Genomic DNA, 17831 nt, shown 5'->3' on the forward strand with positions numbered 1-17831 from the left:
TTCATGAACAACCCCAAGCGCAAGTCTGTGCCACGCGCTACGCGGGCACTGGTAGCAGCAGCGGCCACCGCCGCCGCGCTGATCGCGGCCGGCACCGCGCACGCCGATCCGCAAGGCTTTCTGGAGACGGTGCATCACCATACGACGCTCATCAACACGGTGCCGGACAACGGCGACCAGAACCCGTATGCACTCGTCGTCGCGCCGGTTTCGGCCGGCTCGGTGAAGAAAGACGACGTCCTCGTCGACAACTTCAACAACTCCACCAACCTGCAGGGCACCGGCTCCACGATCGTGGACTACCATCCGGATACCCAGAAGATGACGCTGTTCGCGGTAATCCCGCGTGACCTGAAGGAATGCCCGGGCGGCGTCGGCCTGTCGACGGCAATGACCATGCTGAAGTCGGGCTGGGTGATCGTCGGCAGCACGCCGAGCAACGACGGCACCACCGGCACCAAAGGCGCCGGCTGCCTGATCGTGCTGGATCCGCAAGGCAAGGTGGTCTCGGCCATCAATAGCCCGAACATCAACGACCCGTGGGGCAACATGGCGGTCGTCGACAACGGCACCAGCGCCACGCTGTTCGTGAGTAATGCGGGCTTCGGCGTGGGCCCGGCCACCGCGGTCGGCCCGGGCGGCGAGCCGCCAGTGTTCAAGCAGGCCACCGTGCTGCGACTGGAGCTCGACATTCCGGACGGCAAGCCACCGGTCGTGAAGAGCGAAACGGTGATCGGCAGCGGCTTCGGCGCGCAGGCCGACAAGGGCGTGTTCCTGATCGGGCCGACCGGCCTCGCGCTCTCGTCCGACCAGAAACTGCTATATGTCTCAGACGCCATCGGCAACCGTGTCAATGTGATCGAAGATCCGATGACACGCGACACCAGCGCTGGCGTCGGCCGCCAGCTCACCGCCGACGGCCTGCTGCACCGGCCGCTGGCGATGGTCACGGCGCCCAACGGCCACCTGCTGGTGACCAACGCGCTGAACGGCCAGGTCGTCGAGATCGACCCGGCGAGCGGCAAGCAGATCTACGCACGCTGGATCGATACCGACAAGGCGCAGTCGCCTCCGGGCAACGGCGACCTGTTCGGCATCGTCATGACGCCGGCGGGCGATGGCTTTTATTACGTGCAGGACGACGTGAACACTTTGGTACTCGCGAAGTAATCATGGCAAACGATACAGATCCCCCTAAGCGGCCTGCCCGGCGCGGCTTTCTGAAAGCGGGGGGGGCGGCGGTCGCAGCAGGCGCGAGCCTGGGCGCGTCCGGCGTCGCCCACGCCGCGCTCAACAGGTCGCCGGCGCATGCCGCCGATCCCTACCTCGCCGTCGAGCCGTTTTTCGGCGAGCATCAGGGCGGCATCGTCACGCCGCAGCAGGCGCATATCTATGTGGCCGCGCTCGATCTCACCACCACCAAACGTGACGACGTGATCGCGCTGCTGCGCACGTGGACCGACTCCGCCGCGCGCATGACGCAAGGCCAGCCCGCCGGCGCCCTGCCCGGCGCCGACGGCAAGGCCGCGCCGGATTCCGGCGACGTGCTCGGCCTCGGTGCGGCCGGCCTGACGGTGACCTTCGGCTTCGGCCCGGGACTCTTCAGCTCGGACGGCAAGGACCGCTACGGCCTCGCCAGCAAGCGCCCGGCCGCGCTCGTCGATCTACCGCGCTTTAACGGCGATCAGTTGCTGCCGGAAAAAACCGGCGGCGACCTGTTCATCCAGGCCTGTGCCAACGACGCGCAAGTGGCCTTCCACGCGGTGCGCCAGCTGGCTCGCCAGAGCTACGGCGTGGCGACCATGCGCTGGGGCCAGGCCGGTTTCGTGTCGGGTCCGCGCGGCCAGACGCCGCGCAACCTGATGGGTTTCAAGGACGGCACCAACAACCCGTCGACGAAAAATCCCGAGCTGATGAACCGGTTCGTCTGGGCCAACGGCGCGGATGCTCCGTGGATGCAAGGCGGTTCGTATGGCGTCGTGCGGCGCATCCGCATCACGCTCGAACACTGGGACATGACGGAAGAAGACTTCCAGGAACAGGTGTTCGGCCGTCACAAGTACAGCGGCGCGCCGATCGGCAAGAAGAACGAATTCGAGCCGCTCGATCTCGACGCGCAGGACAAGGACGGCAATCCGCTGATTCCGGAAAACTCGCACGTCCGGCTGTCGAACCAGGCCACCAACAACGGCGCGCAGATCCTGCGCCGTTCGTACTCGTACAACGACAGCTCGAATTTCTACATCGAGCGCTGGCCGCCATGGCGCCAGGAAACCGAGTACGACGCGGGGCTGATTTTCATTGCCTACCAGGGCGACCCGCGTACCGGCTTTATCCCCATCAACGAAAAGCTCGCGAAGTTCGACATGATGAACCAGTTCACGACGCACGTCGGCAGCGCGGTGTTCGCCTGCCCGCCGGGCGCCAAACCGGGTTCGTACATCGGCGCGGGGCTGTTCGAAACGTAACACGCGAGCGCCGCCCACGCGGCGCGCACGCAGCAGGCTTAGCTGAACTTGACTGAGCGCGCGGGGACCGCATCGTCGAAGCCGCGACCGGCATCCGCAAGGGGCCGGCCGTGGCTCGCCGCGCATGAAATAGACCGATACCATCACAAAAGGAATTTCTGAATCATGACTCATTCCTGGCTTGGCAACCGCGTCCGCGCAATCAGCGGCGCGGCGGCTCTTCTGCTGGCGACCGTGGGTACAGCGCCGCTCGCCCACGCGGCTTCCATCACGCTCTACAGCGCGCAGCACGAGCAGGTCGTCAACATGCTCGCGAAGGACTTCCAGAATCAGACCGGCATTTCGGTCAAGATCCGCACCGGTGAAGGCCCGGCGCTGGCGGCCCAGCTCGTCGCGGAAGGCGCGGCCTCTCCGGCTGACGTGTACTTCACGGAAAACTCGCCGGAACTGATGCTGCTCGAAGAAAAAGGCCTGCTCGGCAAGGTGGATGCAGCGACGCTGTCGGCGGTCCCGGCGCGTTTCGATTCGCCGAGCGGCGCATGGGTCGGCGTCACCGCGCGTGAAAACGTGCTCGCCTACAACACCAACAAGGTCAAGCCGGACCAGTTGCCGCAATCGCTGTTCGATCTGGCCAAGCCGCAATGGAAGGGCAAGGTCGGCATCGCGCCGAGCGACGGCGACTTCCTGCCGCTCGTGAGCGCCGTCATCGCGCTGAAAGGCGAAGCCCAGACGCTCGAGTGGCTAAAGGGCCTGAAAGCCAACTCGCAGATTTTCGACGACGACGAAGGCGTGGTGGCTGCGGTGAATCGCGGCGCGGTGGAAACCGGCATCATCAACAACTACTACTGGGCGCGTCTGAATGCCGAAATCGGCGACAAGGCAACCCGCAGCGCGCTTTATCACTTCAGCAATGGCGACGCCGGCGCACTCGTGAACGTGTCGGGCGCGGCCGTCCTGAAGTCGGCTCACAACGAAGACGGCGCACAGAAATTCCTCGCCTATCTGGTCAGCGAACGTGCCCAGACGCTGCTGGCAAAGAGCCATGTGGACTTCGAGTACCCGCTGCATGGCGGCGTGGCGCCGGATCCGATCCTCAAGCCGTTCGCCGAACTGAGCCCACCGGCATTGACGGTGCAGCAACTCGGTGACGACAGCCAGGCCGGCAAGCTGCTGCGTCAGGCCGGACTGCTGTAAATGAGCGACGCCGTGTCAGCCGCTTTGCCGGCTGTTGCTTCCGAACCGGCGCGTGCCCGCAGGCGCGCGCCGCGTGGTTTGTTCGCAGCGGCCGCGCTAAGCGCGCTGCTGGTGTTGCTGCCGCTCGCTTTCACCGTCTGGCGGGCGGCGAGTTTTGGCTTCGGCGAAGCGGCGGATCTGGTGTTCCGGCCGCTCGTCGGCGAACTGCTCGTCAATACGCTGATGATCACGGTGTCGGCGACGCTGGCCTCGGCGGTGCTCGGCACGGCGGCCGCGTGGTTCGTCGAACGCACCCGTCTGCCTGGACGCCGCTTCTGGGCCGTGGCGATGGCCGCGCCGCTCGCCATGCCGCCGTTCATCACGAGCTATGCGTGGGTGTCCTTCAGTCTCGATCTGCAGGACTTCAATGGCGCGCTGCTGGTGATTACCTCGGCGTATTTTCCGCTGGTCTATCTGCCGGTGGCCGCTGCTTTGCGCAGCATGGACCCGGCTCTCGAAGAAAGCGCCCGCTCGTTGGGATGCGGCCGCTGGAATACCTTCTTTCGCGTGATCCTGCCGCAACTGCGCCCCGCTCTGCTGGGTGGCATGCTGCTGGTCGCGCTCGGCGTGATGTCCGAATTCGGCGCGTTCACCCTGCTGCGTTTTCGCACTTTCACGACCGAAATCTATGCCGAATACCGCACCAGTTTCGACGGCCCCGGCGCCTCGCTGCTGGCCTGTCTGTTGATCCTGATGTGCCTCGTGGTGCTCGCCTGCGAGTTCCGCGTGCGCGGCGCGGCGCGCTATGAACGCGTCGACCGCGGCACACGCCGCGCCGTGCTGCGCTACGAACTCGGCGCGTGGCGCTGGCTGGTGGTGGCCGGTTTTGCCGCGCTGACCGTCGCGACGCTCGGCGTGCCGCTCGGCATGATCGGCTACTGGCTCACCCAGCCGGGCGCGGCCGCCGTCACGCCCGCCGACGTCTCGCCGGAACTGCTGTTCAACGCGACCCTCTCCTCGCTCGGCTTCGGCCTGGGCGCTGCGGTCCTCACCACTTTGCTGATCGTGCCGCTGGCGTTCCTGCTGGTGCGTTACCCAGGACGACTCGCCACGCTGTTCGAGCGCACCGTATTTCTCGCGCAAGGCATCCCGGGTCTCGTGATCGCGCTCGCGATCGTCTCGCTCGCGGTCCATGCGCTGCAGCCGCTGTATCAAAGCACCCTCCTGCTGATCATTGCCTACGCCATCCTGTTCCTGCCGCTCGCGCTGGTGAGCGTGCGCGCCGCGCTGATGCAGGCGCAGCCGCGTCTCGAAGAAACCGCACGGGCGCTGGGACTCGGCTGGCGGCAGACGCTGGTGCGCGTGCTGCTGCCGCTCGCCGGACCCGGTCTGGGCGCGGCGGCGTCGATGGTGTTCATCTCGGTCGTCACCGAACTGAACGCCACGCTGCTGCTTTCGCCGATCGGCACCCAGACGCTCGCCACCCAGGTCTGGTCCGACACGTCGACCATGGCCTTTGCCGCCGCCGCGCCCTACGCGGCGCTGCTCACGGGCATCTCGCTGTGCGCCTCCGGGCTGCTGTTCGCGCTGCTCGGACGCTCGGCGCTGCTCGGCGAACGCGGCTAAGACCGCGTCGCACTCCCCGCTATCCCCATCGGATTCTCATGAGCGAACTTCGTATCTGCGGCCTGCAAAAATCGTTCGACGGCAACCCGGTGCTGCACGGCATCGATCTGTCCGTCGAACGCGGCACGCTGCTCGCCCTGCTCGGTCCATCCGGCAGCGGCAAGACCACCCTGTTGCGCGTGCTGTGCGGCTTCGAACGCGCGGATCGCGGCAGCGTGGAAATCGACGGCCGGCGCGTGGCCGGCGACGGGCTGCACGTGCCGTCGGAACAGCGCCGCATCGGTTATGTGCCGCAGGAAGGCGCGCTGTTTCCGCATCTGTCGGTGGCGGACAATATCGTGTTTGGTCTGCCGCGCACACAGCGGCGGGCGCGGCATCGTGTCGGCGAATTGCTTGAGCTGGTAGGCTTGCCGGCTTCGTTCGCGGATCGCGCGCCGCAGCAGCTTTCCGGCGGCCAGCAGCAACGGGTGGCCCTGGCGCGCGCGCTGGCGCCCTCGCCCACGCTGGTGATGCTCGACGAGCCGTTTTCCTCGCTCGACGCCGCCCTGCGCCTCGAAACCCGTCAAGCCGTGGCGAGCGCGCTGGCAGCCGCCGGCGCCACCGCCGTGCTCGTGACGCACGATCAATCGGAGGCGCTTTCGCTCGGCCATGAGGTGGCGGTGCTGTGGCAGGGCAAGCTGATCCAGACCGACACGCCGGAGATGATCTACCGCCGTCCGGTGACGCGCGAACTGGCGTCGTTCATCGGCGAGGCGGTGTTGCTGCAAGGCGTCGCCGCACGCGACCGGGTGAGCTGCGAGCTGGGTGAACTGACGCTCGCCGCGCCCGCCAGAGACGGCGCCGTGGACGTGATGGTGCGCCCGGAACAGATCCGCCTGTGGCGTGCCGACGAAGCCACGCCAGACGGCACCGCGTCGTTCGATGCCGTCGTGCAGGAGGTGATTTTCCAGGGCCAGGATGCTGGCGTCGGCTTGCGCCTGCAGTCGGCCGCCGGCACGCTGGTGCGCGCCCGCGTGCCGGGCTACCGGACGCCGCAGCCGGGCGAGCGCGTGAGACTTGCCGTCGACGGCGACGTCACGGCTTACGCTCGCGCCTGAACGTCGGCGGCACGCTCGTCGCGCGGCGCGGCGGGCGAGCCTGAGGACGCGGCGCGCGGCTGAGCCCGGATCGACAGATCCTGGATCATTTGCGCCGCGAGGTAGTCGCAAGTCGGGCGATCCGACTTGGCGCTGCGCGCCACCACGATTTCCAGCGGCTCGATCCTCGGCAGGCCCTGCGCGTCGCCGAGTATGGCGAGACGCGACGGCACGCTGCAGCGCGTGAGCGCGACCACCGCGAGCCCCGCGTCGACGGTGGCCACGAGGCCAAGCAGACTCGCGCTGCTGTAGGCGGCACGGTAGCGAATCCGCGCCGAATCCAGCGCCGCCAGCGTGTGGCTGCGCGCCACGCAGCCCGGTTCATACAACCCCACCGGCAACGGCGAGGCCGCCAGCACCGGCGTGTCCTCCGACGCGCCCACCCACACCATCGGCTCGCTGCGCACGTATTCGCCGCGCAGTTTGCGGTCGCGCGTGACGAACGCCAGATCGATCTTGTTGTCGGCGAGCATCGGCGCGAGCGCCGTGCTTTGCGCGCAGACAATCTCGATTTCGACGTGTGGATACAGGTTCGAAAAGCGCCTGAGCACCGGTGACAGCAACGACGACACGTAATCGTCCGGCGCCCCCAGCACGACCCGGCCGGTGACTTCGGGCCGCACGATCGCCGACCACGCTTCCTCATGCAGATCGATCACGCGCCGCGCGTATTCGAGCAGCGTGTTGCCTGGCCGGGTCAGCGCCAGGTTGCGGGTATCGCGGGCGAACAGCGTGGTGCCGAGCATGCCTTCGAGCCGCTTGATCTGCATGCTGACGGCCGCCTGCGAGCGGTGCACGGTAGCGGCTGCCCGGGTAAAGCTGCCCGCCTCGACCACGGCGACGAAAGTGCGCAGCAGATCCACGTCGAATTCAGGGTGCATGATTTATAAGCCCGGCTTATCGAATTTCTCAATTTTATTCGTTTGCCGCCACCCGGCAAGTCCCCGATACTCGACTCCGTTATCGACACGGAGCGTTTTGCATGTCACTCACCACACGTCAACAAGGCGCCATCACCCTCGCCAGCGGCGGTCTGCTGATGGGGACGATCGGCATCTTCGTCGAGGAAGCACGGCTCGACGCCATGACAATGGTGTTCTTCCGCTGCCTGTTCGGTTTTCTGGCGCTGGCCGGTTACTGCGCATGGAAGGGGTTCTTCAGGGCGCAGCGTTTTACGCCGCGCATGGTGGGGCTCGCCGTGCTATCCGGCCTGCTGATGGTGACGCAATGGGTCTGGTTCTTCGATGCGATTCACCGCACCAGCATCGCGGTTGCGACGGTGGTATTTCATGTGCAGCCGTTCTGGGTGGTGCTGATGGGCGCGGCGCTGTTCAAGGAGCGTCTGGGCGGCGACCGGCTCGGCTGGATCATGACGGCGTTCATCGGGCTCGTGCTCGCCTCGGGCGTGGCCACGAGCGAAAACCTGCAGGGGCATGCCAGTTATCTGTTCGGCGTGGGCGAGGCGCTGGCGGGTTCGGTGCTCTATGCGAGCGTTACGCTGATCGCCAAGAGTCTTGGGCAGTTGCGTCCACATTTGCTGACGCTCGCGCAGTGTCTGGTCGGCGTGGTGTGTCTCGGGTTTATCGCGCCGCTGCATTCGGTGGCGCATATCGGCCCGGCGCAATGGTTCTGGCTGGTGGGCATGGGCGTGCTGCATACGGGTCTGTCGTATGTGCTGATCTACGGCGCGCTGCCCAAGTTGACCACGCCGATTATCGCGGTGCTGCTGTTTGTCTATCCGCTGACCGCGATCGTCGTCGACGCGGTGGTTTATGGGCGGGCGTTGTCTGCCCCGCAGTTGGCAGGAATGGCGTTGATCGTAACCGCGAGTCTTGGGGTCAATCTGGGATGGCCGTTGCTGTCCGTGCTGCGTCGCGGCATCCACGCAAGGCATCCGGCGGAGTGAGAAGAAATTGAGGCGAATTGCTCGCGACCGAAGCGGGCATGATGCCCGGCTTCGTTCAATCGTCGTAGTGAAAACGGCACGCGGCGACGTAGATCAAGCCGTCCTGTGGCATATAAACGAGGCGATCGGCGAGGCTAACGCGGCGTGACCAGAAGCCCGTCAGATTACCCACCAGCGGCTCCGGCTTGCCGGTGCCACTGAAGGGACCGCGCCGACACTCTTCCAGCAATTCGTTCACCTTGCGCAAAACCTTGCGATCGACTCTTTGCCAATACAGATAGTCGTCCCAGGCTTCATCCGTGAAGACAAACACACTCTCAGACCTCACGGTCTCCTTGTTGCGGGCTTTCTGGTTGCTCATCGGTCAGCAGTTTGCGCGGCGTGCCCTTGCGTGCATTGATCTGGGCGACGGAACGCACGAGCCGCTCGGCATTCTTCGGAGAGCTCAGCAGATACAGGGTTTCCTGCATTGCGCTGAAGTCTTCGAGCGAGACCATCACCACATGGTCGCCACCTTGCCGGGTGATCAACATAGGGGTGTGGTCGCGGCAGACGTCATCCATCGCTTGTTTAAAGCCGGCACGGGCCTCGCTGTAAGTAAGGGTGTTCATGGCCTATCCGGCCCGAAGGCTGATCCTTCGGCCGCTCCTGATAAAAAAGTTAGCGGTATTTGCTGTGGCGAACCACGCCCACCAGAGAAGCGCGCGAGTCCACCAGGCGCACCCGGAATGAAACTCTTAGTGGGCGGAACCATTGTACAGAAACCGGTACAACATCGCAAGCCTGAATCGGGACGCTGCATACCGACTAACCAGAACGAAGCATGCCCCGTATCGCGGCCGGACACCATTCGGCCAAACGGCCAACGCGCGGCGCACGAATCCGTGCGCCGCGCGCATCCTGCCTGAATGCTTGCTGCGTGTCATGCCTACTGCGGCAGCACTTCGCCCTTCGTTTCCGGCGCAAACGGGATGATGAAGAGCCCGACGACAAACGCCAGCGCGGTCAACGCCACCGGGATGCCAAGCGTATGCATATGCAGCACCGCCGCGCCCAGCAGAAAGTTCACCCCCGCACCGACAAACCGTCCGAACGACGTGCAGAAGGCAAACGCCGTCGCCCGCACGCGGGTTTCGAACTGCTCCGGCAGCCACAGGCTGAACAGCGCGAAATTGCCGCCGAAGAAACCCAGCACGCACAGCCAGGCGATAAACGGCACCAGCCCATTCGGCATATAGAACGACCAGCCAAAGCTGCCGACAATCGCCACCGCCATGCCAGCAAAATAGATCGCCAGGGTCTTCTTGCGCCCGATCCGCTCGGCGAGCGGCGGCAGCGCAAGACAGCCGAGAACCGTCGCGATGGACAGCAGGCCCGTCGCAATCGAAGCCGTGCGGATCGCGTCGGGCTTGTCCATGCCGGCGCGCGTCGCGAGCTGGATCACCGCCGACGGCTCGTACACCGCGCCGGCCCACAGGCCGATGATCGCAATGGTCAACAAGGCGCAGGCGACCCACGTGCGACGCCGGTACACGGGTCCGAGAATCTCGCGCATCGGCCTGCTGCGCACGGCTTGCGGTTCCGCTTTCTGCCACTTTTCCGGCTCTTTCACGCGCAGCAGAATCAGAATCGCCACGACGACCGGCACCGCGCCGGTCAGAAACATGGCGCGCCAGCCGTAATGCACGCCGATCGTGTAGTTGAGCGCGGCAGCCAGAAAGAAGCCGGCGTAATAGCCCGTTTGCAGATACCCCGCCCCCATCTTGCGACGGTCCTCCGGCCAGGCTTCCGCCACATAGGTACCCGCCAGCGCCCATTCGCCGCCGATCCCCACCCCCGCGATAAAGCGAAAAATGGCCAGTTCCCAGACGTTCTGCGAGAGCGCCGACAGTCCTGTAAAGATTGCAAAAGTGAAAATCGTGCCGGCCAGAACCTTGGTGCGGCCAAAGCGGTCGGCAAGCGGTCCCCAGATAAACGACAGGCCCCAGCCGATCAGAAACAGCGCAAACAGGATCGAGCCGGCCAGCCCGACGTTCGCGGGCGTGGCCGCGTAACCCGAGCGCGGCAACAGTTCAGTGAGCGCGGGTGTGAGAACCAGCGCGTAGATGAACGAATCCATCCCGTCCAGCGTCCAGCCCGCCCATGCGCCCCAGAAGCCCGCGATCTGCGAGCGGTTCAGCGGCGTGCGATGCCGCGCGACACGCGCGCGGTCCGAGATTGTGTTCATCGTGCTCCTCCGGCCCTACGGTTGAATTGCGTATTGCCTATTCTTAACAACGAGTTAGCGTGCGTGCGGCGGCTACTACGGGCCTGCACGGACAGGCCCCTGACACGTCCCGACCCGGTCTCCAAATTCCGCTTACAACCCGGACCCTGGATTTACCCTCGTGCAAAACGCGCCATTTCATATATAATATTTGAACTTATGAACGACGCAACCGATGGTTTTCCCCTGGACGGCGCAACGCGCGTCCCTTTTCTGCCCGTAGCGGTCACGCCGCGGGCCAGCACGTCGCGCGTGATTGCGGACGCCCTGCGCACCGCGATCGTCGAAGGCACGCTGGCGCCCGGCGCCCCTTTACGGCAGGACGCGATCGCCCGTCACTTCTCGGTGAGCGCAATTCCCGTGCGCGAGGCGCTGCGTCAACTGGAAAGCGAAGGCTGGGCGAAAGTTGCCGTGAACAAGGGCGCGACGGTGGCGCCGCTGTCGGCGCAGGAAGCCCGCGAAATCTACGAAATTCGCTCGGCTCTCGAGAGTCTTGCCATCGGGCTCGCCATTCCCCGGCACACCCCGGCCACCCTGCGCGCGGCCGAAAAACTGTGCCGCGCCGCCGAGGCCGAACTGGACCCGTCGCTTTACGTGGCCCGCAACGAAGCCTTCCATATGAGCCTGTATGCGCCCGCCGCACGGCCTCAGATCGAAGAAATGATCACTACGCTGCATCGCCGCGGCGAGCGCTATTTGCGTCTCAAATTCGGACTACCCTTGTACAAGGACGAGTCCGACCGGGAGCACGCAGCCATTCTCGACGCGGTACGCCGCGGCGACATCCCCGCAGCGCGCACGCTGGTGAGCGAGCATCTGCTCGGCACCGGCGAGCTGCTCTACCGTTTTCTGACCGAACGTGCGCAGGCCGAGGCCGCGCAAACCAACGGCCGCAAGCCGCGCGCACGACGCGCACGCACCACCCCTACCGGGAGTTGAATCCGCCGATGAACCCACGAGCCGAACCCTCCACCCACTCCGCCGCGCCTGCGGCCCGGTCCTGGACCACCATGCGCGACGAGAAAGCCAGGCGGCTTGCCGCCATCGCGCCGTGGCTCGAAGACGGCGTGCTGCGCAGCGAGCGCATCGTCGATGCGCTGGAAACGCTGATCCGCCCCGGCGACCGCGTCGCCCTCGAAGGTGATAACCAGAAGCAGGCCGACTTTCTCTCGCGTTCTTTCGCCAAGGTGGACCCGCAAAAGATCCACGACGTGCATCTGCTGATTTCGAGCATTAGCCGCCCCGAGCATCTGGCACTGTTCGAACGCGGCATCACCCATAAGGTCGATTTCGCTTTCGCCGGGCCACAGAGTCTGCGCGTCGCGCAACTGCTCGAAGACGGCCAGCTCGAAATCGGCGCGATCTACACTTACGTCGAGCTGTACGCGCGCATGTTCGTGGACCTGACGCCGCACGTCGCGCTCCTGTGCGCAGACAAAGCGGATCGCCACGGCAATCTCTACACGGGCCCGAACACCGAAGACACACCGACGATTGCAGAGGCCGCCGCGTTTCGTCACGGTATCGTGATCGTTCAGGTGAACGAAATTGTCGACGAATTGCCGCGCGTGGATATTCCGGGCTCATGGGTCGACGTGGTCGTGCAGGCCGACCGGCCGTTCGCGGTCGAGCCGCTGTTCACGCGCGACCCGCGCCATATCGGCGATCTGCAGGTGCTCACGGCGATGATGGTGATTCGCGGCATCTACGAAGCGTATGGCGTCACCTCGCTCAATCACGGCATCGGCTTCGATACGGCGGCAATCGAATTGCTGCTGCCCACTTATGGCGAAACGCTCGGGCTGAAGGGCAAGATCTGCCGCAACTGGACACTCAATCCGCATCCCACGCTGATTCCGGCCATCGAATCGGGCTGGGTCGAAAGCGTGCATTGCTTCGGCAGCGAAGTGGGCATGGAGAACTACATCGAGGCGCGCCCCGACGTCTTCTTCACCGGACGCGACGGCAGCCTGCGCTCGAACCGCGTGCTGTGCCAGTTGGCGGGACAATACGGCGTGGATCTGTTTATCGGTTCGACGCTGCAGATCGACGCGGACGCGAATTCGTCGACCGTCACGCGCGGCCGGCTCGCCGGTTTCGGCGGCGCGCCGAACATGGGACACGACCCGCGCGGGCGCCGTCATTCGAGCGAAGCATGGCTCAAGCTGCTGAAGGACCAGGGGCCGGTTTCGCGTGGACAGAAACTGGTGGTCCAGCTCGCCGAGACCTACAAGAAAGGCGGCGAACCGACTTTCGTCGATGAACTCGACGCAGTCGCCGTCGGCGCCAAAAGCGGCATGCCGGTCGCGCCAGTGATGATCTACGGCGACGACGTCAGCCATGTCGTCACCGAGGAAGGCATCGCGCATTTGCACAAGGCCGAAGGCATCGACGAACGGCGCGCTGCGATTGCGGCAGTGGCGGGTGTCACGCCAATCGGTCTGCGCGCGAAACCGGAAAAGACGGCTGAGCTGCGCCGGCGCGGCATCGTCGCGTATCCCGAGGATCTCGGCATCCGCCGCGGCGAAGCGAAGCGTTCGCTGCTGGCCGCGCGCAGCATCGACGATCTGGTGACCTGGTCGGGCGGCCTGTATGTGCCGCCGGCACGTTTTCGGAGCTGGTAATGGCCGCGCCCGCGCTTATGCCGGCGTCGGCTGCGAGAGCGGCTTCGAACGGCGCCGCTACCGGTTTGACAAGCGGCGCCGCCGATGCGCGGCTGGCATCGTTCGCCACAACCGCGCTCATCGAAGAGGCGCAACTCACGCCGAAACCCGCGCTGGTGGACCGGCGCGGCAGCGGCGCGCATCGCGATCTCGATCTGGACATCATGTTGCGCTCCGCGCAGGCGCTCGAACCGACCTTCGCGGCGTTGTCCCGGGCTGCGCGTCATGGCACGCCTTCAGCGATTCTGCGTACCGAACTCGCGCAAATCGGCCGCGCCGGTGAGCAAACCATGCTGCGGGCCACGGGCGGCAGCAATGCGCATCGTGGCGCCATCTGGATTGTCGGATTGCTGGTGGCGGGCGCCGCGATATGCGAGGCCACAGCCGCGATGCCGCTGACGCCGGTTGTGCCTGTTGGCCGCCCTCTGACCAGCCCTGCAAGCGACGGCGCTTCTCTGCGCAGCGCTGCGGCGATCTGCACGGTCGCCGCGCAGATCGCCTGCTTCCCCGACCGCTTCGCCGCCTCCACGGATAGCCACGGCGAACGCGTGCGGCAGCGCTATCAGGTGGGCGGCGCGCGGCGCGAGGCGCAGGACGGCTTCCCGCACGTCATCGCCGCCGGTCTGCCCGCATTGCTCGCCGCCCGCACCAACGGCGCGCCGGAAGACGCCGCGCGCCTCGACGCGCTGCTCGCCATCATGGCCTCGCTCGACGATACCTGCCTGCTGCATCGCGCCGGCCTGCCCGGCCTGCAGGCTGGCCAGGACGGCGCACGCCGGGTGCTGGCGCTGGGCGGCAGCGGCACCGTCGCTGGCCGCGCCGCGCTCGCCGAGCTCGACCGTCGGTTGTTGTCCCTTAATGCATCCCCCGGCGGCGCAGCCGATCTGCTCGCCGCCACTCTCTTCATCGACATGCTGGTGCATCGTGGCACCGGCGGGAGCCAGGCCTCATGGAAAATCTGACGTTCGACTACCCGGCGCAGCGCGCCGTCACGACCCGAGCCCATGTCGGCGTGGTCGGCTCGGGCGACCTCGAAGTGCTGCTGTCGCCGGCGGCTTCGATGACAGCGCGTGTCGTCGTGCGCACCAGCGTCGACGGCTACGGCCACATCTGGAAAAGCGTGCTCGACCGCTTCTTCTCACGCTATGACGGCGCGGCGCAGATCGAGATCAACGACTTCGGCGCGACCCCCGGCGTGGTGGCGCTGCGGCTCGCGGAAGCGGTCGAGGAAGCCGAACAGGGAGGTAAGGCATGAGCACCATTGATACGCCCACGAACGCGGCGCAACCTGCCCTCGTGCTGCACGACAGTTTCATCGAATTGCCGGCGCGCGAACGTGCGCGCGCCCTGCTCGACCCCGGCACGTTTCGCGAACTGCTGGGACCGTTCGATCGCATCGAATCGCCGTGGCTGCCGCTGCAAGGCATCGTCTGCCAGGCGGACGACGGCTGCGTGATCGCGCGCGGCACCATCGACGGCGAGCCGGCCGTGGTCGCGGCGATCGAGTCCGCGTTTCAGGGCGGCAGCATCGGCGAGGTCTCCGGCAGCAAGATCGCCGCGGCGCTCGAACTCGCCTTGCGCGACTGCGAGCGCGGCAAGATCATCCGTCCGGTGGTGCTGTTCGAAACCGGCGGCGTGCGGCTGCAGGAAGCCAACCTGGGCCTCGCCGTGATCGCCGAGATGCAGGCGGCGATCGTCGCCTTGCGCCGTCATGTGCCGGTAGTGGGCGTGATCTCGGGCATGGTGGGCTGTTTCGGCGGCATGTCGCTGGCGGCCGCGCTGTGCTCGTATCTGGTCGTCACCAAACAGGGACGGCTCGGCATGAACGGACCTGAAGTGATCGAGCAGGAAGCCGGCATCGACGAGCTCGACGCCAGCGACCGCCGTCATGTCTGGCAACTGATCGGCGGCGAACAACGCGCGTTGACGGGCTTCGCGGATGCGCTCGTCGAAGACGATCCCGCGGCGCTGCGCGCGGCCGTGCAGAATGCCTTTGCCCAAGGCATACCGGCGGCGCATCGCAGCGAGCAGGTCGACGCCTATCTCGAACGCCTCGCCCGCATGGATCCCGCCAACGTCACCCCCGACACCATGCGCCACGTGTTTCATGCGAGCGCATCCATCCCATCTTCCAAGGAGCAGGTATGAGCGACGCCTCTCTCACTCGCGGCGCCCGCTGGTTTCGCGCCCTCGCCGGCGAACCGGCCAGCCCTGCGCCGGTATGGAGCGGCAATGCGGCGCTCGATGGCGAAACCACGCACTTCTTCTCGGTCGTCCCCGATCCGCAAAACCGCTTTCCACGCGCGACCGATAACGTGGTCGGACTCGAACAAGGCTGGCTGCTCGCGCGCGCCGTGCGCAAGGCCGTCGCCGAGGATGCACAAAGCGGCACGAAGCGTCCGATCGTTGCGATCGTCGACGTGAAAAGCCAGGCCTATGGCTATCGCGAAGAGACACTCGGCATACATCTCGCCTGCGCCGCCGCAGTCGATGCGTATGCGACGGCACGCGAGGCCGGTCATCCGGTGGTCGCGCTGATCGTGGGACCGGCGATGTCCGGCGCGTTCCTCGCGCACGGCTACCAGGCCAACCGCATCCTCGCACTCGATGCGCCAGGCACCATGGTGCACGCCATGGGCAAGGAAGCGGCGGCCCGCGTCACGCGCCGCACGGTCGAAGCACTCGAGGCACTGGGCGAAACCATCGTGCCGATGTCGTATTCGATGGCTTCGTTCGCCAAACTCGGCTTGCTCGACGAACTGATCGAAGGCGTCGATGCGGATGCCCCCACCGACGCGCAGATCGAGCACGTGCGCGAGGCGCTGAGCGCGGCGATTCGCAGTGCACGCGACGACAAGTCGGGGCTCTCGCACCGGCTCCAGTCCGACACCGCGAAAAAGACCCGCGCCGCTTCGGTCGAAGTGCGGCGGCGCCTCGCCGAACAGTGGGACGCTGCGTAATGCCGACCTGCGCCGCGCCGCCGTTTGCGCCTGGCAGCGAGCTGCAATGCGATGCTCGCTGGCGGCCGCACGATCTGCTGCGCCTGCGCCGTTTGCCTTCGTTCGACGGCGAACCCGAATGGGTTCGCGGCGCGTTTTCGACCGCGCCGTTCGTCGTGGTCAGGCGCGCGCAGACGGCGGCGGGGGTCGTCCCAATCGGCGTGCGCGGCAACGGACGCGCGCAACGCCATGGGACGTGGGCCGAAGCCGGCGATGTCGAAACAGCAATCGCCCCTGAAGACCTCGCGGCCAGTTCGCCTATGGATGCCGAACGTCGCGCCTTGCCGGCCTTCGCGCTGTATGCCGCCTTGCGCCAGGAGGCGCATGGCCTCGACGCGTTTTTGTGGGGTCCCACCGGCAGTACCGGCTTCGAACTGGTGAGCGGCCTACCCGTCGTCACGGCGACCAGCGATCTCGATCTGCTGATCCGCACGCCGCGGCCGCTTCCGCGCGAACGTGCCGTGCAGATCTTGAGCGATCTCGATTCGCATGCGCGACGCGCGGGGATTCGCGTCGACGTGCAACTCGACACGCCCACCGGTGGCGTCGCCCTTACGGAGTGGGCCGCCGGCAAGGCGCGTGTGATGGTGCGTCATGCGCAAGGCCCGCGTCTGCTTGCCGATCCGTGGGCGGTGCTTACAACGCTGCACGCATGATGCTCGCTTACCAGTTTCCCGGCCAGGGCGCACAAAGCGCCGGCTTCCTGCATCGATTGCCGCAGCACGACGTGGTCAACGCCACGCTCGACGAGGCTTCGCAGACGCTCGGCATCGACGTGCTGACGCTTGATACATCTGAGGCGTTACGCTCGACGGTTGCCGTCCAGGTGGGCCTCGTCGTGGCCGGTGTGGCGATGGTTCGCCTGTTGGCCGACGCCCAGCTGACGCCCGACATGAGCGCGGGACTTTCCGTGGGCGCCTACGCGGCGGCAGTTAGTTGCGGCGCGCTCGAGTTCGCGGACGCGCTGCATATGGTGCGCAAGCGCGCCGAGTTGATGGAAGCCGCGTATCCAACCGGCTATGGATTAGCCGCCATTTCCGGCCTGACCGAGCGGCAACTGGAAATGCTGGCCGCGCGGCAGATACAGGACGGCTTGCCGCCCGTCTACATCGGCAATGTGAACGCGCCCCGGCAGATTGTGATGGCCGGTTCGGACGCCGCGCTCGATAGGTTGATAGAACGCGCGTTGGCAGCCGGTGCACGCAAAGCGACGCGTCTCGCCGTGAGCGTGCCTTCACATTGCGAACTGCTTGCAGATGCCGCCGCTAAACTGATCGACTACGCACGCGACGTGCCGTTTCGCTCGCCGCGCGGCATCTATGTAGGCAATCGCGGTGGCCGGCCGCTGCATACCGCCGAGGCGATTCGCGACGACCTCGCGACGAACATGCGGCATACGGTTCGCTGGTTCGATGCGCTTACCGTCATGCTCGAAATGGGCGCCCAGTTGGTGGTGGAAGCGCCGCCGGGCCAGGTGCTCACCGACATCGTGCGCGAGCAGTGGCCGCAGACCACGGCGCTTGCATTGAGCAGCATTGCGCCCGACCGGTGGACGGCGACAGTCCGGCGCCGGCTCGTTGCGAGCGGGGGCTGA

The 17831-nt window shown here is 66.1% G+C and carries 18 protein-coding genes; 14 read left to right on the forward strand and 4 right to left on the reverse strand.

Annotated features, from left to right (window positions below):
• The first annotated feature begins 3 nt into the window (after window positions 1-3).
• The 5 genes from FQ755_RS15385 (at window position 4) to FQ755_RS15405 (ending at window position 6364) form a co-directional block, all read left to right on the forward strand.
• The gene (locus tag FQ755_RS15385) at window positions 4-1170 is read left to right on the forward strand and encodes a hypothetical protein (RefSeq protein WP_144155614.1); all 1167 of its coding nucleotides are present in this window, start codon (window positions 4-6) and stop codon (window positions 1168-1170) included.
• Between the two features lie 2 nt (window positions 1171-1172).
• A complete protein-coding gene (gene efeB, locus FQ755_RS15390; RefSeq protein ID WP_144155615.1) occupies window positions 1173-2468 on the forward strand; it encodes an iron uptake transporter deferrochelatase/peroxidase subunit in 1296 nt (431 codons plus the stop codon).
• A 165-nt stretch (window positions 2469-2633) separates the two neighbouring features.
• Window positions 2634-3662 carry an iron ABC transporter substrate-binding protein gene (locus FQ755_RS15395; RefSeq protein ID WP_144155618.1) on the forward strand — a complete coding sequence of 343 codons (1029 nt, stop codon included), beginning with the start codon at window positions 2634-2636 and terminating at the stop codon, window positions 3660-3662.
• Window positions 3663-5267 carry an ABC transporter permease gene (locus FQ755_RS15400; RefSeq protein ID WP_144155620.1) on the forward strand — a complete coding sequence of 535 codons (1605 nt, stop codon included), beginning with the start codon at window positions 3663-3665 and terminating at the stop codon, window positions 5265-5267.
• Between the two features lie 38 nt (window positions 5268-5305).
• A complete protein-coding gene (locus FQ755_RS15405) occupies window positions 5306-6364 on the forward strand; it encodes an ABC transporter ATP-binding protein (protein ID WP_144155622.1) in 1059 nt (352 codons plus the stop codon).
• On the opposite strand, the gene FQ755_RS15410 is transcribed toward FQ755_RS15405, so the two are convergent.
• Entirely contained in the window at window positions 6349-7284 is a 936-nt protein-coding gene (locus FQ755_RS15410) for a LysR substrate-binding domain-containing protein (protein ID WP_144155625.1), read from the reverse strand. The two genes, FQ755_RS15405 and FQ755_RS15410, sit on opposite strands and share 16 nt — an antisense overlap.
• 101 nt (window positions 7285-7385) lie before the next feature.
• Between FQ755_RS15410 and FQ755_RS15415 the strand changes: the two genes are divergently transcribed.
• On the forward strand, window positions 7386-8309 hold the full coding sequence (locus tag FQ755_RS15415) for a DMT family transporter (RefSeq protein ID WP_144155627.1): 924 nt from the start codon (window positions 7386-7388) through the stop codon (window positions 8307-8309).
• 55 nt (window positions 8310-8364) lie between these two features.
• Here the strand turns inward: FQ755_RS15415 and FQ755_RS15420 are convergent, their stop codons facing one another.
• From FQ755_RS15420 to FQ755_RS15430, 3 genes are all read right to left on the reverse strand, one after another.
• A complete protein-coding gene (locus FQ755_RS15420) occupies window positions 8365-8670 on the reverse strand; it encodes a Txe/YoeB family addiction module toxin (protein ID WP_144155630.1) in 306 nt (101 codons plus the stop codon).
• The gene (locus tag FQ755_RS15425) at window positions 8627-8920 is read right to left on the reverse strand and encodes a type II toxin-antitoxin system Phd/YefM family antitoxin (protein ID WP_144155632.1); all 294 of its coding nucleotides are present in this window, start codon (window positions 8918-8920) and stop codon (window positions 8627-8629) included. Before FQ755_RS15425 ends, FQ755_RS15420 begins: the two co-directional genes overlap by 44 nt.
• 317 nt (window positions 8921-9237) lie before the next feature.
• Window positions 9238-10536, reverse strand: a complete 1299-nt coding sequence (locus tag FQ755_RS15430; RefSeq protein ID WP_144155635.1) for an MFS transporter — start codon at window positions 10534-10536, stop codon at window positions 9238-9240.
• Between the two features lie 198 nt (window positions 10537-10734).
• Between FQ755_RS15430 and FQ755_RS15435 the strand changes: the two genes are divergently transcribed.
• From FQ755_RS15435 to mdcH, 8 genes are read left to right on the forward strand one after another with little or no spacing between them, the layout of a single operon-like run.
• Window positions 10735-11514, forward strand: coding sequence for a GntR family transcriptional regulator (locus tag FQ755_RS15435; RefSeq protein ID WP_144155638.1), 780 nt, complete (start codon window positions 10735-10737; stop codon window positions 11512-11514).
• Window positions 11515-11522: 8 nt separating this feature from the next.
• Complete coding sequence (gene mdcA / locus FQ755_RS15440; RefSeq protein ID WP_144155641.1) at window positions 11523-13199, forward strand: malonate decarboxylase subunit alpha; 1677 nt, start codon at window positions 11523-11525, stop codon at window positions 13197-13199.
• Window positions 13199-14200: a triphosphoribosyl-dephospho-CoA synthase gene (locus FQ755_RS15445; RefSeq protein WP_144155644.1), complete on the forward strand. Its 1002-nt coding sequence runs from the start codon at window positions 13199-13201 to the stop codon at window positions 14198-14200. The genes mdcA and FQ755_RS15445 overlap by 1 nt, the downstream gene beginning before the upstream one ends.
• The gene (locus FQ755_RS15450) at window positions 14188-14493 is read left to right on the forward strand and encodes a malonate decarboxylase subunit delta (protein ID WP_144155647.1); all 306 of its coding nucleotides are present in this window, start codon (window positions 14188-14190) and stop codon (window positions 14491-14493) included. Before FQ755_RS15445 ends, FQ755_RS15450 begins: the two co-directional genes overlap by 13 nt.
• Window positions 14490-15386: a biotin-independent malonate decarboxylase subunit beta gene (locus tag FQ755_RS15455; protein WP_144155650.1), complete on the forward strand. Its 897-nt coding sequence runs from the start codon at window positions 14490-14492 to the stop codon at window positions 15384-15386. The genes FQ755_RS15450 and FQ755_RS15455 overlap by 4 nt, the downstream gene beginning before the upstream one ends.
• Window positions 15383-16198, forward strand: coding sequence for a biotin-independent malonate decarboxylase subunit gamma (gene mdcE, locus FQ755_RS15460; protein ID WP_144155652.1), 816 nt, complete (start codon window positions 15383-15385; stop codon window positions 16196-16198). The genes FQ755_RS15455 and mdcE overlap by 4 nt, the downstream gene beginning before the upstream one ends.
• Entirely contained in the window at window positions 16198-16893 is a 696-nt protein-coding gene (locus tag FQ755_RS15465) for a malonate decarboxylase holo-ACP synthase (RefSeq protein WP_144155655.1), read from the forward strand. Before mdcE ends, FQ755_RS15465 begins: the two co-directional genes overlap by 1 nt.
• Window positions 16893-17831 (forward strand): malonate decarboxylase subunit epsilon, encoded by a 939-nt coding sequence (gene mdcH, locus FQ755_RS15470; RefSeq protein ID WP_144155716.1) that lies wholly within the window; start codon window positions 16893-16895, stop codon window positions 17829-17831. The genes FQ755_RS15465 and mdcH overlap by 1 nt, the downstream gene beginning before the upstream one ends.

Source organism: Paraburkholderia sp. BCC1885, from assembly GCF_900996235.1.
Lineage (GTDB): Bacteria > Pseudomonadota > Gammaproteobacteria > Burkholderiales > Burkholderiaceae > Paraburkholderia.

Coding starts and splice junctions, on each gene's coding strand:
- FQ755_RS15385 (WP_144155614.1), top strand. CDS start 4: ATGAACAACCCCAAGCGCAAGTCTGTGCCACGCGCTACGCGGGCACTG.
- efeB (WP_144155615.1), top strand. CDS start 1,173: ATGGCAAACGATACAGATCCCCCTAAGCGGCCTGCCCGGCGCGGCTTT.
- FQ755_RS15395 (WP_144155618.1), top strand. CDS start 2,634: ATGACTCATTCCTGGCTTGGCAACCGCGTCCGCGCAATCAGCGGCGCG.
- FQ755_RS15400 (WP_144155620.1), top strand. CDS start 3,663: ATGAGCGACGCCGTGTCAGCCGCTTTGCCGGCTGTTGCTTCCGAACCG.
- FQ755_RS15405 (WP_144155622.1), top strand. CDS start 5,306: ATGAGCGAACTTCGTATCTGCGGCCTGCAAAAATCGTTCGACGGCAAC.
- FQ755_RS15410 (WP_144155625.1), bottom strand. CDS start 7,284: ATGCACCCTGAATTCGACGTGGATCTGCTGCGCACTTTCGTCGCCGTG.
- FQ755_RS15415 (WP_144155627.1), top strand. CDS start 7,386: ATGTCACTCACCACACGTCAACAAGGCGCCATCACCCTCGCCAGCGGC.
- FQ755_RS15420 (WP_144155630.1), bottom strand. CDS start 8,670: ATGAGCAACCAGAAAGCCCGCAACAAGGAGACCGTGAGGTCTGAGAGT.
- FQ755_RS15425 (WP_144155632.1), bottom strand. CDS start 8,920: ATGAACACCCTTACTTACAGCGAGGCCCGTGCCGGCTTTAAACAAGCG.
- FQ755_RS15430 (WP_144155635.1), bottom strand. CDS start 10,536: ATGAACACAATCTCGGACCGCGCGCGTGTCGCGCGGCATCGCACGCCG.
- FQ755_RS15435 (WP_144155638.1), top strand. CDS start 10,735: ATGAACGACGCAACCGATGGTTTTCCCCTGGACGGCGCAACGCGCGTC.
- mdcA (WP_144155641.1), top strand. CDS start 11,523: ATGAACCCACGAGCCGAACCCTCCACCCACTCCGCCGCGCCTGCGGCC.
- FQ755_RS15445 (WP_144155644.1), top strand. CDS start 13,199: ATGGCCGCGCCCGCGCTTATGCCGGCGTCGGCTGCGAGAGCGGCTTCG.
- FQ755_RS15450 (WP_144155647.1), top strand. CDS start 14,188: ATGGAAAATCTGACGTTCGACTACCCGGCGCAGCGCGCCGTCACGACC.
- FQ755_RS15455 (WP_144155650.1), top strand. CDS start 14,490: ATGAGCACCATTGATACGCCCACGAACGCGGCGCAACCTGCCCTCGTG.
- mdcE (WP_144155652.1), top strand. CDS start 15,383: ATGAGCGACGCCTCTCTCACTCGCGGCGCCCGCTGGTTTCGCGCCCTC.
- FQ755_RS15465 (WP_144155655.1), top strand. CDS start 16,198: ATGCCGACCTGCGCCGCGCCGCCGTTTGCGCCTGGCAGCGAGCTGCAA.
- mdcH (WP_144155716.1), top strand. CDS start 16,893: ATGCTCGCTTACCAGTTTCCCGGCCAGGGCGCACAAAGCGCCGGCTTC.